A 14,388-nucleotide genomic window follows, 5' to 3' on the forward strand; every position below is an offset into this window, starting at 1 on the left:
TCCCGCAGCAAAAGGTGGAATCGAAAAGGTGGGTTCTATAATCCTCCGTAGTTTTTCGTTTCATAATGAGCTCCGACGACCTCTATCTGACCCTCGAACGAGTCGGAGAACGGTTCAGCTTGGGGGAGTACGAAATCGATGCGTACCTCACGGTACTCGAACACGGACGACTGACCGCGAGCGAAATCGCGGAACACACCGACATCCCGCAACCGCGGGTGTACGACACCGTCCGAAGTTTGAGCGACCGGGGACTGGTCGAACTTCGTGAATCCCGGCCGATGAAGGTCATCGCCATCGACCCCGAGGAAGCCTTCTCCGACGTCCAATCGTCGCTCAGCGACATGATAACCGAACTCGAAGACCGCTACACGGCACCGGCGCGGGACACCGAAGCCGTCTCGCTGGTCAAATCGCGTTCGACCATCCTTCGCTACCTCGAAGACGTCATCGAATCCGCGGAGTACGAACTCGCGCTGTCGCTGACGCCCGACCTCCTCGACCGGTTCGAGGACGACCTGAAAGCCGAAATCGACGACGGGGTGAGCATCGAGTTGCTCATCACGCCCGCGTCCGAAGCGCGCGACCCGGAGGAATACGACTACAGTGCCGTGGCGACGACCGCTCGTGCCCGTCGCGGTATCACGACGCCCGTCATCGCGGTCGCCGACGGGGAGTACTCGATGTACGCCACGCAGGACGCCCTGCGCGACGACCGCGACCGCTACGGCGTCATCTTCAACCGCTCGGCGCTGGGATTCCTCGTGTCCGGGTTCTTCGGCACGGTCCTCTGGACGACGGCCGAACGGACCCTCTCGGAGGACGCCGAGAGTCGCACGTTCCCGCGACGCTATGCGTCCATCCGTCGGTGCGTCAAGGAGATTCAGGGATTGGAAGGCGACTTTTACGCGACGATCAAGGGGCGGGACATCGAATCCGGTCACGACCGTGTCGTCCGCGGAAAAGTTGTCGGTCTCTCCTTCGAAGGCGGCGAGCGCGTCGCCGGGATGTCCGTCGAGACGGAGAGCGGTGTCGTCACCGTGGGTGGGCAGGTCGCCGCGCTCGAGGACATCGAGGCACACGAAATCCGGATCGGGACGGACGAACCGCCGGAGTACGAACGTTAGAACGTAAACACGCGCTGGTCGCAGTCCGGACAGGCCAACACCTCGTCCGGCGGGGCGAGGGGGCTCGAAGTTCCGCTGCCACAGCAGTTGTCTGCGCTCGTTACTTCGAGCGGTGCGTCACACACCGGACAGTCGTTCAGGAACGCGCGGAGTGCCGAGGCCGATTGCACCCGAACGTCCGGGTCGATGTCGTACTCGTCGAGCGCCCGCGTCGCCGCGACCTCCGCAATCGCGACCGGACGGGAGAGCCACCGTTCGTTCTCTATCTCGTCCCCGTCGGTCGTGACGACGATGTATTCGTCGTCGTTGACGCTTTCGGTCGTGACGAGCGACGGCGACGCGTTTCGGACGGCCGTCCCGAGGTTTCCGGACCGGAGGGTCGTCATCTCGTCGCGCCAGTCGGTGCGGAACCCTTCGTCCAGATGGAGACTCTCGCCGACGGCGTGAACGATGCCCGCATCGAGGAGCGCGGAGAGCGCACGTTCGCCGACGTCTTCGTCGGTTTCACCGGCCAGCGACCCCGTCTCAGCCGGTGGCTGTGGCTTCGGCGAGAGTCGGGCGGCTAGCTTCGGCGCGATTTGTGGCGTTCCGGGGACCAAATACCCTCGGAGGGCGATCGCCGCTCCGCCGACGATGCCGACGGCCGAGGCGACACCGAGGCGGCGTGTTCGCTTTCCGGGATATAACTTGATCACGCCCGCGCACGCGGAAAGGAGAATGATAGCATTGAGCACGGTACACGGCCAACACCGATTCTCACCCGTGTACTCCGGCTTTCGAAGTTCGTCCAACATTGGCGAGGGATTCGAACGCGGGGCGTTTGAAGGTTCGGGAGGTGAGTCGGGAATCGACCCCGACGTATTTCGCCCACAGTTCTTTACCCGAAGTCGGAGTAGAAAGCTAGCGATGACCGAGATGCAGTACACGAAACTGGGGAGCACGGGTCTCGAAGTGTCGCGGCTCTGTCTGGGCTGTATGAACTTCGGGAGCGAATACGAGTGGATGATGAACGACGAGGCGGCCAGCCTCGATCTCATCGACCGGGCGCTGGAGATGGGCATCAACTTCCTCGACACCGCGAACGTCTATTCCCACGGCGAAAGCGAGGAGATCGTCGGCAAGGCCATCGAGGGGCGCAACCGCGACGAACTCGTGATCGCCACGAAGGTGTTCGGCGGGATGGGAGAGTACCCGAACGGGCAGGGACTCTCTCGGAAGCATATCCTCGACCAAGCGGAGGCCAGCCTCGACCGACTCGGGACGGACTACATCGACCTGTATCAGATCCACCGCTGGGACGAGACCACGCCGATCGATGAGACGCTCTCGGCGCTCGACCACCTCGTCGAGACGGGGAAAGTCCGCTACATCGGTGCGAGCACGATGGCGGGGTGGCAGTTCACGAAAGCCCTGTACCGAAGCGACATCGAGGACTACGAGCGCTTTACCTGCATGCAACCGGAGTACAACCTCGTGGACCGCCACGAGGAGGAGAACCTCCTGCCCGTGTGTGACGCGGAAGGCGTCGGCGTCATCCCGTGGTCGCCGCTTGGTGGCGGGTTCCTGACCGGGAAGTACCACCGTGACGAGGACGTTACCGAAGGACGAGCGACGAGCGACGAGTACACCGAGGAGCGGTTCACCGACGAGAACTGGGCCGTGTTGGGCGAGGTACGGGCCATCGCCGAGGAAAAAGGCGTCTCGGCCGCGCAGGTCAGTCTCGCGTGGTTGCTCCACAAGCCCGTCGTGGATTCGCCCATCATCGGTCCACGAACGGAAGACCACTTGGTCGAGAACATCGAGTCACTCGACGTTTCGCTCTCGGACGAGGAACTGGAGCGACTCGAATCACCGAAATCGCCGGTGTGGTCCCGCGAGATCGCCAATATCTGATACTTCCTCTATCGAAATCCGATGGGATTCCGTTTTACCGGTCGAAAGTCAGTCGTGACCGTCACGAAATGGTCAAAGAACACCACGATCGGAATATAAAGGCGGGGGGAGCGCCACCGCTCGTGTTACGTTTCGAAGGCATTCGAACCGCCTACCGTCCCCCTTTTTCACGTGATTTCGCCGATATATGATGATTATCGGCCATAAATGGTTTTAGTCATTCGAGATACAAGCAACACGAACGTGATACATCGTGTATAAAAAATCTAACAACGGCTGTAGTCAATCGCACCAAAGTTATAAATGGGGCAGTTCCGTCTTACAAAAGTATGGTGGGTGTTAACGACCATGATAGAGATCGCCGGCGGGACGGCGTCTCCCGGCGGACTTTCGTAAAGGCCGTCGGAGTCTCCGGAACCGCCGCCGGTCTCGCTGGCTGTACCAGTCGCGGACAGTCGGCCAACTCCAACGTCGTCAAATGGGCCGCCGATTCGGACGCGGCCGATCAGCAAAAGCCAATAAACGATGCGCTCCACAAGGCGGGTCTATCGAAGGATATCCACGTCGAGATCCTTCCCGGTTCGAGCAATACCGACGTCCGTCAGGCCCAGTATCAACGGTGGCTCTCGGCGGATCTGGCCGAACCGGACATGTTGATGATGGACAGCGGTTGGGCGCTGACGTTTATCGCTCGGAGGCAAGTGATGAACCTCTCGGAAAACCTTCCGGAGAACTTGACCAAGAAGGTGAACAAGGACTACTTCCAGGCCAGCGTCCAAACGGCGAAATCCAACGACGACGACCTGTACGCGATACCGATCTTCCCCGATTTCCCGACGATGCAGTATCGAAAGGACCTCGTGAAGAAGGCAGGGTTCAGCCCCGACAAGGAGAAGTGGGCGACGAACTCGGTTTCGTGGAAGAAGTTTTCCAAGGTCGTCAAGAAGGTCAAAGAGCAGAACGATCTGAAATACGGATTTACCTTCCAAGCGGACCTATACGAAGGGCTTTCCTGCTGTGACTTCAACGAGTTCATGACCTCGTGGGGCGGCGCGTTTTTCGGCCCCCACGACAACCTGTTCGGCCCTATCGGTAAACGCCCCGTGACGGTCGCCGAAGACCCCGTCATCAAGTCCATCAAGATGATTCGGACGTTCATTCACGGGTCGAATGCATCGGGCACCCTGCAGGGATACGAAGGCGGCATTTCACCGACCGCCGTGCTTTCGTGGTCCGAGGAGACCTCGCGTGCGCCGTTCACCAACAAGCAAGCGGTCGCACACCGCAACTGGCCGTACTCCATCGTCATCAACGGGGCAGACGACGTGTTCGGCAAGGACCTCGGCGTTATGCCGATTCCGTACGGCGTCAAGCCAAACGAGGCGAAGTACAAGGGAACTGGCGGCCCCGCTGCCGCTCTCGGTGGATGGCATATGGTTGTCAATCCGAACACCCCGAAGCGAAAGCAGACCTTCGAGGTCATTCGGGCGATGATGCAACCGTCGGTCAAACTGAAGCTGTTCCAGATCCTCGGGTGGATCCCGCCGGAACCGCAACTGCTCAAATCGAAGCAGGCGAAGCAGGTTCCGGTCATCGGCAGATACGTGAATCAACTCCGTGTCGCCGGGCAGAACGCGGTTCCACGACCGGTCACGGCGGTCTGGCCACAGGAATCAGGAAAGATCGCTCAGCAGGTGCACGCGGCGTACGCCAACGAGGCCTCGCCGGAATCCGCGATGTCCACCCTGAAAAGCCAGTTGAGCCAAATTGAAAACTACAACAAGTAATCATGGCAACTGAAGAACCAACGGAACACGGATTGCGGGAGCAGCCACGATCCGGTGCGTATGCGAGCGCAGTTCGCTGGATAGAGAGCTTGAGCGAGACGCAGTTCGCCTACCTCCTCTTGATTCCCGCGTTGCTGTTGCTCGCCGTCATCGCGTTCTGGCCGCTCCTGCGTACGTTCGAGATGTCATTGCATGCAGACAGCATTCGCGGTGCGTCCCAACTCGGCGGGTTCGTCGGATTCGAAAACTACGTGAACCTGCTGACGGGGAAACTCGATACGGTCGCCTTACCGCAACCGTTCATCGACCTCAGTTCACCGTTCAAAAGCGCCCTTATCGTCACGTTCATCTTCACCATCGTGAGCGTCATCTTCGAGACCATCATCGGTTTCGGGCAAGCGCTCGTGTTGGACCAGGATTTCCGTGGACGGCGCTGGGTTCGGGTGGCGATCATCCTCCCGTGGGCGGTTCCCATCGTCATCCAAGGGATGATCTTCTACCTGCTCTTCCAACCGGGAATCGGGTTCGGGGCGGACATCCTCCACAACTTGTTGGGCTACTCGACGACGCCGCTGGTCAACAGTCCCGAGGCGTTGTCGATCATCATTGTGGCCGACGTGTGGAAGACGACGGCGTTCATGGCCCTGCTCATCCTCGCCGGACTCCAGAGTATCGACCGGAGCCTCTACGACGTGGCGAAGGTCGCTGGCGCGTCGAGGTGGCAGCAGTTCCGGATGATCACCCTGCCGCTCGTCTTCCCGACCGTGATGGTCGCGATGTTGTTCCGCACCATCGCGGCGATGCGGATTTACGGGCTCATCCAGACCATGTCCGGGTGTACGACCGTCCCCTCGCTGTCCTGTCTCGTCGTCACGACGTTCAGCGTCCGGCGGTACGGGACGGCGTCCGCGATCGCGTTCGTCACGGCGGCCATCATCGGCATCGTCGTGACCGTGTACATCGTGAAATTCCGCGAGAGCGCAGGAGGGATCTAGAATGGCGCAAGCCGATGAAACGACGGCCGATGGGGACCAGCCATCGGGGCTGATCAACCGGTGGGCGCAAGGGTCGATGCAGAATCCGGACAAGACCTACCGCGGGTTGTTCTACCTCGTCATGGTGTTCTTCCTGTTCACCACGCTGTTCCCGCTCTACTGGTTGCTCGTCATCGCGCTGACGCCGAGCAATCAGATCTCCGACATGGGATTGGCTCCGAAGGGATTCAATCCGCACGTGTTCGTGGAGATATTCCAGCGCTTACCGTTCCACGTCTTCATGTTCAACAGCTTCGTGCTCGCACTGGTGACGACGATCATCGTGTTGGTGCTCGCGAGCCTCGCGGGCTACGTGTTCGGGCGACTCGACTTCCCCGGCCGTGGGCCGCTGATGTTGCTCATCCTCGCGATCTCGTACTTCCCACCGGCGGCGTTCCTCATCCCGCTGTTCCAACTGTTCACGGGGAACGTGAGCATTCTCGGGCTGAGCCCGCCGATGCTCTACAACACGCCGGGAGCGCTGTTGCTCCCCTTCAGCGCCCTGTTCATGCCGCTCTCGATATTCATCCTGACGACGTTCTACGCCCAAATTCCGGACGGGTTGGAGGACGCCGCGCGAATCGAGGGCACCACGCGACTGGGCGCGCTGTTCCGCGTCATCATCCCGCTGTCGGCACCCGGCGTCGCCACGGCGGGCGTGCTAACGTTTATCAACGTGTACAACGAGTTCTTCTTCTCGTACCTGATGACGGACGGACAGGCGAAACACTGGGCACCACTTCTGTGGGGCATTCTGGGCTACCAGGGCCAGTACGCATCGTTCTACAACCTCATGGCGGCGGCGAGCATCGTGGGCATCCTGCCCATCGCAATCCTCGTCGTCATCGCGCAGGAGAAAATCGTCAGTGGACTCACCTCTGGCGCACTGAAGGAGTGATACACAATGGGTGAAGTTAACTTAGAACACGTTTCGAAACAGTACGATGATGTAACGGCAGTCGACGACATGAATCTGGAGATCAAGGACGGCGAGTTCATCACGCTCGTCGGCCCGTCGGGCTGTGGAAAATCCACGACCCTAGAGACCATCGCCGGTCTCACGATTCCGACGGATGGGACGATTTCCATCGCCGGACGGGAGGTAACGACCCTCCCGCCGAAGGACCGTGGCATCGCCATGGTGTTCCAGAACATCGCGTTGTTCCCGCACATGGACGTGTACGACAACATCAGCTTCGGGCTTCGGCTCCGGAAGTACGATACGGACGAGGTGGACCGCCGGGTGGACCGGGCGGCCGAAATCGTCCAACTCGAAGGCATGCTCGACCGGATGCCGGACGAGATGTCCGGCGGCCAACGGCAGCGTGTCGCCATCGCGCGCGCCATCGTCCGTGATCCGGAAGTGTTCCTGATGGACGAGCCGCTGGCGAACCTCGACGCCAAACTGCGCGTTCACATGCGGACCGAACTCCAGCGGCTTCAGAAGGAACTCGACGCAACTATCATCTACGTCACGCACGACCAGGCGGAGGCGATGACGATGTCCGACCGCGTCGCGGTTATCAATCAGGGGGAACTCCAGCAGTTCGATCCCCCGCTCGTCTGTTACAACGAACCGAAGAACCTGTTCGTCGCTGGGTTCATCGGCTCGCCGAGCATGAACTTCGTGGAGGGAACGATCGACGCGAACGGGTTGGCGACGGAGGATTACCACGTCCAGTTCGACCCCGGCCAACTCAGCGGTGTCGCGCCGGACGACGAGGTGACGATGGGGGTCCGTCCCGAAGACGTGCACCTCCTCGACGATGCTGACGACGTGGCGAACCCCACGGATACCATCTCGGCCCGGACGGACGTGCTCGAACCGATGGGCGACGAGATCTTCGTCTACTTGCTGACGGGTGGCGCGAGTTCGGAGGGAATGGACGCCGAAGCGGACGATTCCCACCAGCTCCTGATGAGCGTAGACCCCGACAAGGACATCGAAACAGACCAGGAAGTGGAGGTCGTCCTTGACCGGGAACGTATCCATCTGTTCGATACGGAGAACGGCGACGCCATCGCACACGGACTGGAGTTCGCCTCGGTCGGAACGGGGGCCACCGGCACGGAAGCGGAGGGGGACGACTGAGATGGTGACGGAACTCGGTTGGTTCTACCTGGGCGCGGGTACGTTCCTGTTCTTCTTCTGGGCGTACGGCATCGCGTCGTTCGTCTTCGACGTGAAGAACAAGATCATTCCCGGTATTCGAGGACTGCTCGCGGACCGGAAAGACAGAAAAGCGGAGGAAGAGCGTGAGCGCGAACGCGAAGAAAAGAAACAGCAGTTGTATTGACGTGCGCCCGTTTACCCACCCGAGTTCGTCTCGACCACGGCAAAAACTGCCGAAGAACCTCTCCGTCACGGCGGAGTGGCACGACGAAAGGAAAAGAATAACACCGTCTCACCGGTGAGCGGTAACTATGAGTGCCAGTGAGCCGGTTCGAGTTGGGTTCGTCGGTCTCGGAAATATTGGACATTATCACGCCGACCGCGTCACTGACTTACGCCACGAAATCGTCGGTGGTGTCGATATCAACCCCGACGCGCGCGCCCGATTCGCCGAGAAATACGACACCCGCTCGTTCGAGAGCTACGAGGAACTGTACGAGTCGGACATCGACGCCGTCGTCGTCACGACGCCGAACAAATTCCACGAGGAGTACGCCATCTCCGCGCTCGACTCGGGGCTCGACGTGCTTTTGGAAAAGCCGCTCGCTCACACGCTGGAGAGCGCGGAGCGCATCGCGGAGGCGGCCCGCAACGCTGAGGGGTTCTGTATGGTCGGCTTCCACAACCGCTTCCGGACCCCCGTCGAGGTCATCAAAGGCTATCAGGACGAGGGTCGCTTCGGGAAGACGCGCCACGTCGAAGCCAACTACATCCGACGCCGTGGCATCCCCGGCCGTGGCTCGTGGTTCACGAACCGCGACGTCGCCGGCGGCGGTGCCCTCATCGACATCGGCGTTCACGCCATCGACCTCGCGCTTCACCTCCACGACTTCCCGAACGTGAAGGAAGTCAGCGGCGAGGTACGCTCGCAGTTCGGTGACCGAGACGACTACACGTACCTGGAAATGTGGGGCGACGACACGGACTCGGGCGCGTTTACCGTCGATGACTCCGTGACCGCGTTCATCCGTTGTGAGGGCGGCAAGACCATCTCGCTCGAAGTCGCGTGGGCCGCGAACCGCTCGTCGAGCGAGGAGTACTTCGTCCGCGGCACCGACGCGGGCGCGAGCTTCGACAAGCACGACGACTCGCTCACCATCTACGAGACGAGCATGGTCGGGTCCGACCACTTCTCGGACACCAACGTCAAAACCCGGCAGGAGGACGCCCACAAAGCCGAACAGCGCGTCTTCTTCGAAGCGGTTCGGGACAACGTCGCACCGAAGATGAACACCATCGAACAGGCTCTCACGGTCCAGCGCGTCATCGACGCCGTCTACCGCTCGTCACAGGACGAGAAAGCAGTCCAGTTGGACTGAGTTATCGAACCCATCGAAGCCATTTTCCGTGTTGTTCGTAGGCGAGTAGCCGTCGGTACTCCTCGCCGTCGAACCAGTTGAGCGCGAAGGCACCCTCCCACTCGTCGGCGGATTCGTGGCCGGACAACCAGTGGAGCGGTCGTCCTTCCGCGGCCGCTTCGATACGCACCCGGAGTCGGTCCTGTGCCGTTTCCGGGAGTTGATACCGCATCTGCGTGTCGAACACGCAGACCGGCACGTCCGACGGAATCCCCGCGAGAACGTCGGGGAGTTCCTCGACCGCGTCTCCCTGCCGAAGTTCGGGCGGATGCTGACGCGCGACGTTCGTGGCCCCCCGGAGGAGTCGATGACGGTCCTCGTGTTCCGGCCAGACGAGCGCTCGAAGCCAACGAGCGTCCGTTTCGTCCCGCACGTCGAGCGGGTTCAGGTCGATGCCGATGCGGGAGGCGACTCGTGGAAACTCGTCCGGGAGCGGTGGGGACCGTTCGCTCCTGATTTTCGTGTCGAGGACGCACTCGCCGGTGCCGTACCGCCCGGCGTCACCGTAATCGTAGACGTACCGGTCCCAACAGAGGTTGAGGCCGCCGCTGGGCCCGAGTTCGACCAGCGCGAGCGGTTCGCCGCCGACTTCGTTCGAAATGTGAGAAAACGCCGGAAAGAGCGCGGTACAGCGCCGAACCGCGTTCGTCTGCGTTCTACGATTTCGCAAGAGAGGAAGCAGTTCGTCCTCGTGTTCGGCGCAAAACTCTCGGAACGCGGGGAACGGGTCGGCAGTTTTGGGGTCGTCCGTGACGCTCGGATAGAAGTCGGCTAGCGGGTGGGAGACGCCGCCGAGCAGGTGCCAGTGAACCGCGGCGAACAGGATGTTCGGCGTGCCGCGCTTCGGCGGGATTTCCTCGGCGAGCGAAAGCAGATACGGGTCGTCGGCGACGCCACGCGCCAGTTTCTCGTACAGGGGCGACGTTCCGACACACCAGTCCGCGAACCACTCGAACTCCTCGGCGAGACTCATATGGGAAACGATTGGAGACTCGGAGTGTAAGCGTTGCCACCAAAATTTTATTCTCGAACGGGGTAATCGTTCATAACATGGACATCGGCGTTCACACACCACCACTGTACGGCGAATCGCTCGAAGACGCGCTCGAATATCTGAACGACATCGGCGTGGACGCCATCGAACCCGGCGTCGGCGGCTTCCCCGGCGACACGCACCTTCCGCGCGACGAGTATCTGGGCGACGAGGACGCACAGGCGGAACTCCACGACCTGCTCGCCGAGCACGACATGCGCATCAGCGCGCTGGCGACGCACAACAACCCGATACACCCGGACGACGAGACGGCCGAGGAGGCGGACACGGAACTCCGCGAGGCCATCGAACTCGCCGACCAGTTGGACGTCGGCACCGTCACCTGCTTCTCCGGCCTGCCCGCGGGCGGCCCGAACGACGAGTACCCGAACTGGATCACTGCGCCGTGGCCCCCGGAGCACGCCGAGGCGCTCGAATACCAGTGGGAGGACGTGGCGATTCCGTACTGGCAGGAACTGGAGGCGTTCGCCGATGACCACGACGTCGACCTCGCAATCGAGATGCACCCGAACATGCTCGTCCACGAACCCGCCGGAATGCTCGAACTTCGCCAGGCGACGGGCGAGCGCGTCGGCGCGAACTTCGACCCTAGCCATCTCTACTGGCAGGGCATCGACGTTCCCGAGGCCATCCGCCTGCTCGGCGAACACGACGCCATCCACCACTTCCACGCCAAGGACACGAAGGTGTACGAGTCCCAAGCCCGCTACAAGGGCGTCCTCGACACCACACCGTACACCGACGAAGCGGACCGCTCGTGGCTGTTCCGCTCGGTCGGCTACGGCCACGGCGAGGGCCACTGGAAGGACATCGTGAGTGCCCTCCGCCTCGTGGAGTACGACGGCGCGCTCTCCATCGAACACGAGGACTCGCTCACCAGTTCGCGCGAAGGGTTGGAGAAGGCCGTCGAGTTGCTCCAGCGTGCCGTCTTCCGCACCACGCCCGGCGACGCCTACTGGGCGGAATAACTCACAACACCTCGACGAGCGGTTCGGGATACAGCGTCTCCCCTCCCTCGGAAAATGCAGTCGGCTGTTTCCAGACGCACTCGATTTCTTCGTCCAATTCTGCTTCGTAGCCCGAGAACTCGTCCTCCTCGTACGGCCACGACTCCGCGATTTCTGCTTCGTAGACGCGCCACACTTCGTGCTGTTTCTGTCCGTCGGTCGTGAACACCTCTTCGTACGTTCCGAACTCCCGAACGTTCGAGAGCGAGACGCCCAACTCCTCGTCGAACTCGCGGTGGAGGGCGTCCTCGCTGTGTTCGCCGAACTCGACGCCGCCGCCGAGCGGGTAGTAAAACGGATCACCGTTCGGGTGGCAGTCGCGTGCGACGAGGAGTTCTTCGAGGTGAGAGTTTTCGTCGTGGCGGTTTTTTCGGTGAATCAGACCGCGCGCCGAGACGCGGATGTGTCGTTCGGGCATGGGATTCGGTACGAGTGTTGGCTACGTGGTGAGTCTATCGAAACCCGAGGGCTCTGTCTCGTCAATTTCGCTCCAACGAGTTTTTGATGGTTTTGTGATTGCAGCAACTACGAACAGGATCCAGAAAGCCCCCGCCCGTTCGCGCACCGCGTGGTCGTCTCAGTGACCGCTCTCGGTGAAGCGAGTGAAACGAGCGAAACCGAGATGTCGCTGAGCGACCGCGAGCGTGGCGGGGGCTTTCGAGGTGGTCTGCTTCTCAGGAACTGCACTCACAGACGAAGCAAAACAGCGGTTCCGATATATCTCTCTCCTCGGTAGCTCTTTTCAGTACAATTCAGTTCGAAATAGTATCTCTCAGTCCCTCATTGAGTCCAACTCGTCTCCCCGAATTGCCGCTTGTCCCATTCCCGTCCATCCTTGCCCTAGCCATCAAACACTAAGCCCCTTCCCGCAGAATTGAAACCCGATCATGACACTGAAAATCGGTGTGTTGGGGTATCGATTCATGGGGAAGGCTCACGCCAACGCCATGGCCCGACTGCCAATGTTTTTCCCGGACGCGCCGGATATCGAACGCCACACGCTCATCGGCCGGAACGAGGAGGCACTCGCGGAGGCCGCCGAGCGATTGGGATTCGAACACACCAGTACGGATTGGGAGGAGGTAATCGACGAGGTGGACGTGTTCTACAACCTCGGGCCGAACTTCGTTCACGCGGAACCGTCCATCGCGGCGCTGGAGGCGGGCGTTCCCGTCCTCTGTGAGAAGCCGCTCGCGGCGGACCTCGCGAACGCGGAGCGGATGGCCGACGCCGCGGAAGCGGCGGGCGTGCCGACCGCGACGGCGTTCAACTATCGGTACATCCCGGCGATTCAGTACGCAAAGAACCTCATCGAGGACGGCGAACTCGGCGAGATTCACCAGTTCCGCGGCCGCTACCTACAGGATTGGCTGGTGGACCCCGACGCGCCGTGGTCGTGGCGCAACGACGAGGAACTGGCGGGGAGCGGCGCGCTCGGCGACCTCGGCGCGCATACCATCGACCTCGCGCGTTTCCTCGTCGGCGACGTGGAACGCGTGTCCGGCCACCTCCGGACGTTCGTTGACGAGCGTCCCACCGAAGACGGAAGCGAGACCAAACCCGTCACGGTGGACGACGCCTACTCCGCGCAGGCCGAACTAGAAGGAAACGTCATGGCGACGTTCGAGGCCTCGCGGTTCGCCGACGGGCACAAGAACGACCACTCCATCGAGATTCACGGCTCGGAGGGCAGCCTGAAGTTCTCGCTCGAACGGCTCAACGAACTGGAGGTCCTACGCGGCGACGACCGCGGCTACGAGACGGTTCTCGTGACCGACGAGTCCGACCCGTATATCGACCACTGGTGGCCGCCGGGCCACGTCATCGGGTGGGAACACACGTTCGTCCACGAGGACTACGAGTTCCTCACAGCAGTGGAATCAGGAGAGGAGTACCGTCCGAACTTCGACGATGGGCTGGAGATTCAGAAGGTGCTGGACGCTATCGAGCGAAGCGACGAGAGCGGCGAGTGGGTCGCCGTCGAATAGGATTCGTTTTCTAGTTCAGTACTCCCACGTTCCCTCGTCGGTGACGACGGAGCTAAGGAGGTTGGTCGGGGTAGCGTCGTAGGCCGGGTTGGCGACCGTGAAGCCCTCGGCCGGTTCCCGGATGACCTCGCTGCCGGAGCGAAAGTCGTTCTCGAAGCGGAACGCCTCGCCGACGATTTTCGCGCTGGACCCGACGGAAGTGACCGGGACTCCGACTTCGTTCGCGGTGGCGACGAGCGGGAAGGTCCCGACGCGGTTGTAAAGGGTTTCGTCCACGATGCAGTCCATGCCGGTGAACACGCGGTCACACTCCGGTAGGTAGTGACCGGCGGCGCTGTCGATGATGAGTGTCACGTCCACTTGGTCGACTTCGCCGAGCACGCGGGCGGTCTTCCGTCCGAGATAGCGTGGACGGGCTTCCATGACGTACACGTCGAGGTACGCACCGTTCGCTACGGCGGTTTCGACGGCTTCCAGCACGGTGGAGGAGTAATCGTGCGTCAGCAGCGTCATGCCGTCCTTGAACAGCGGCGCGGCGTTCTCAGCGGCACGGCGCTTGGCGGTCATGACCTGTTCGACGACGCTGTCGATGGCCGCTTGCATGTTCTCCTTTGCCTGTTCGACCGACTCGTTGTCCGACTCCGTGACCATCGTCACGATTGCACGTTGGGTCGTGACGAGCGACGCGTGGGAGGGGTTCGCCCGGCGGAGCACGCTGCTGTTGTGGTCGAGCGCACGCTCGAACTCCTCGACCGTCTCGAAATCGCGGTCGTTGAGGTCCGAGAGCGCCCTCGCTGCCTTGACCGCGACGGTCGAGGAGCTGTGTGTCTGCATCTCCTGTATCTCCTCGACTGTCTCGTCTATCATGACCTAACGAAGTTCGTCGGGCTACAAGATTGTTCTGGGTCTGCGGTTGGCGGTCGTTCCGGGTCTGCGGTCGATGGTCGTTCCCGACCTCGGTTTGACG

At 61.5% G+C, this 14,388-nt stretch carries 14 protein-coding genes; 10 read left to right on the forward strand and 4 right to left on the reverse strand.

The window, feature by feature from the left end; all coding sequences use genetic code 11:
• Nucleotides 1–65: 65 nt before the first annotated feature.
• On the forward strand, nucleotides 66–1,127 hold the full coding sequence (locus NKF25_RS14055; protein WP_253227279.1) for a TrmB family transcriptional regulator: 1,062 nt from the start codon (nucleotides 66–68) through the stop codon (nucleotides 1,125–1,127).
• Here the strand turns inward: NKF25_RS14055 and NKF25_RS14060 are convergent.
• Nucleotides 1,124–1,921, reverse strand: coding sequence for a hypothetical protein (locus NKF25_RS14060; protein ID WP_253227280.1), 798 nt, complete (start codon nucleotides 1,919–1,921; stop codon nucleotides 1,124–1,126). The genes NKF25_RS14055 and NKF25_RS14060 overlap by 4 nt on opposite strands.
• Before the next feature lie 112 nt (nucleotides 1,922–2,033).
• Between NKF25_RS14060 and NKF25_RS14065 the strand changes: the two genes are divergently transcribed.
• The 7 genes from NKF25_RS14065 to NKF25_RS14095 all read left to right on the forward strand — a co-directional run bounded on the left by NKF25_RS14065 (nucleotide 2,034) and on the right by NKF25_RS14095 (nucleotide 9,333).
• Entirely contained in the window at nucleotides 2,034–3,020 is a 987-nt protein-coding gene (locus NKF25_RS14065; protein ID WP_303647118.1) for an aldo/keto reductase, read from the forward strand.
• A 329-nt stretch (nucleotides 3,021–3,349) separates the two neighbouring features.
• Nucleotides 3,350–4,807 (forward strand): extracellular solute-binding protein, encoded by a 1,458-nt coding sequence (locus NKF25_RS14070; RefSeq protein WP_253227281.1) that lies wholly within the window; start codon nucleotides 3,350–3,352, stop codon nucleotides 4,805–4,807.
• 2 nt (nucleotides 4,808–4,809) lie between these two features.
• The gene (locus tag NKF25_RS14075; protein WP_253227282.1) at nucleotides 4,810–5,802 is read left to right on the forward strand and encodes a sugar ABC transporter permease; all 993 of its coding nucleotides are present in this window, start codon (nucleotides 4,810–4,812) and stop codon (nucleotides 5,800–5,802) included.
• A 1-nt stretch (nucleotide 5,803) separates the two neighbouring features.
• Nucleotides 5,804–6,739, forward strand: a complete 936-nt coding sequence (locus NKF25_RS14080) for a carbohydrate ABC transporter permease (RefSeq protein ID WP_253227283.1) — start codon at nucleotides 5,804–5,806, stop codon at nucleotides 6,737–6,739.
• A gap of 6 nt (nucleotides 6,740–6,745) precedes the next feature.
• On the forward strand, nucleotides 6,746–7,933 hold the full coding sequence (locus NKF25_RS14085; protein WP_253227284.1) for an ABC transporter ATP-binding protein: 1,188 nt from the start codon (nucleotides 6,746–6,748) through the stop codon (nucleotides 7,931–7,933).
• Between the two features lies 1 nt (nucleotide 7,934).
• On the forward strand, nucleotides 7,935–8,138 hold the full coding sequence (locus NKF25_RS14090; protein WP_066145511.1) for a hypothetical protein: 204 nt from the start codon (nucleotides 7,935–7,937) through the stop codon (nucleotides 8,136–8,138).
• 127 nt (nucleotides 8,139–8,265) lie between these two features.
• On the forward strand, nucleotides 8,266–9,333 hold the full coding sequence (locus tag NKF25_RS14095; protein ID WP_253227285.1) for a Gfo/Idh/MocA family oxidoreductase: 1,068 nt from the start codon (nucleotides 8,266–8,268) through the stop codon (nucleotides 9,331–9,333).
• 1 nt (nucleotide 9,334) lies between these two features.
• On the opposite strand, the gene NKF25_RS14100 is transcribed toward NKF25_RS14095, so the two are convergent.
• On the reverse strand, nucleotides 9,335–10,345 hold the full coding sequence (locus NKF25_RS14100) for a DUF2332 domain-containing protein (RefSeq protein ID WP_253227286.1): 1,011 nt from the start codon (nucleotides 10,343–10,345) through the stop codon (nucleotides 9,335–9,337).
• A 77-nt stretch (nucleotides 10,346–10,422) separates the two neighbouring features.
• Here NKF25_RS14100 and NKF25_RS14105 point away from each other — a divergent pair, with 77 nt between their 5' ends.
• The gene (locus tag NKF25_RS14105) at nucleotides 10,423–11,394 is read left to right on the forward strand and encodes a sugar phosphate isomerase/epimerase (protein WP_253227287.1); all 972 of its coding nucleotides are present in this window, start codon (nucleotides 10,423–10,425) and stop codon (nucleotides 11,392–11,394) included.
• Between the two features lies 1 nt (nucleotide 11,395).
• Here NKF25_RS14105 and NKF25_RS14110 read toward each other — a convergent pair whose 3' ends face one another.
• Complete coding sequence (locus NKF25_RS14110) at nucleotides 11,396–11,851, reverse strand: NUDIX domain-containing protein (protein WP_253227288.1); 456 nt, start codon at nucleotides 11,849–11,851, stop codon at nucleotides 11,396–11,398.
• Between the two features lie 469 nt (nucleotides 11,852–12,320).
• On the opposite strand from NKF25_RS14110, the gene NKF25_RS14115 reads away from it, so the two are divergent.
• A complete protein-coding gene (locus NKF25_RS14115) occupies nucleotides 12,321–13,421 on the forward strand; it encodes a Gfo/Idh/MocA family oxidoreductase (RefSeq protein WP_253227289.1) in 1,101 nt (366 codons plus the stop codon).
• Between the two features lie 15 nt (nucleotides 13,422–13,436).
• Here the strand turns inward: NKF25_RS14115 and NKF25_RS14120 are convergent, their stop codons facing one another.
• On the reverse strand, nucleotides 13,437–14,288 hold the full coding sequence (locus NKF25_RS14120) for a translation initiation factor eIF-2B (protein WP_253227290.1): 852 nt from the start codon (nucleotides 14,286–14,288) through the stop codon (nucleotides 13,437–13,439).
• Between the last annotated feature and the right edge of the window lie 100 nt (nucleotides 14,289–14,388).

Origin of the sequence: Haladaptatus sp. AB643 (assembly GCF_024136975.1) — an archaeon.
GTDB lineage: Archaea > Halobacteriota > Halobacteria > Halobacteriales > Haladaptataceae > Haladaptatus.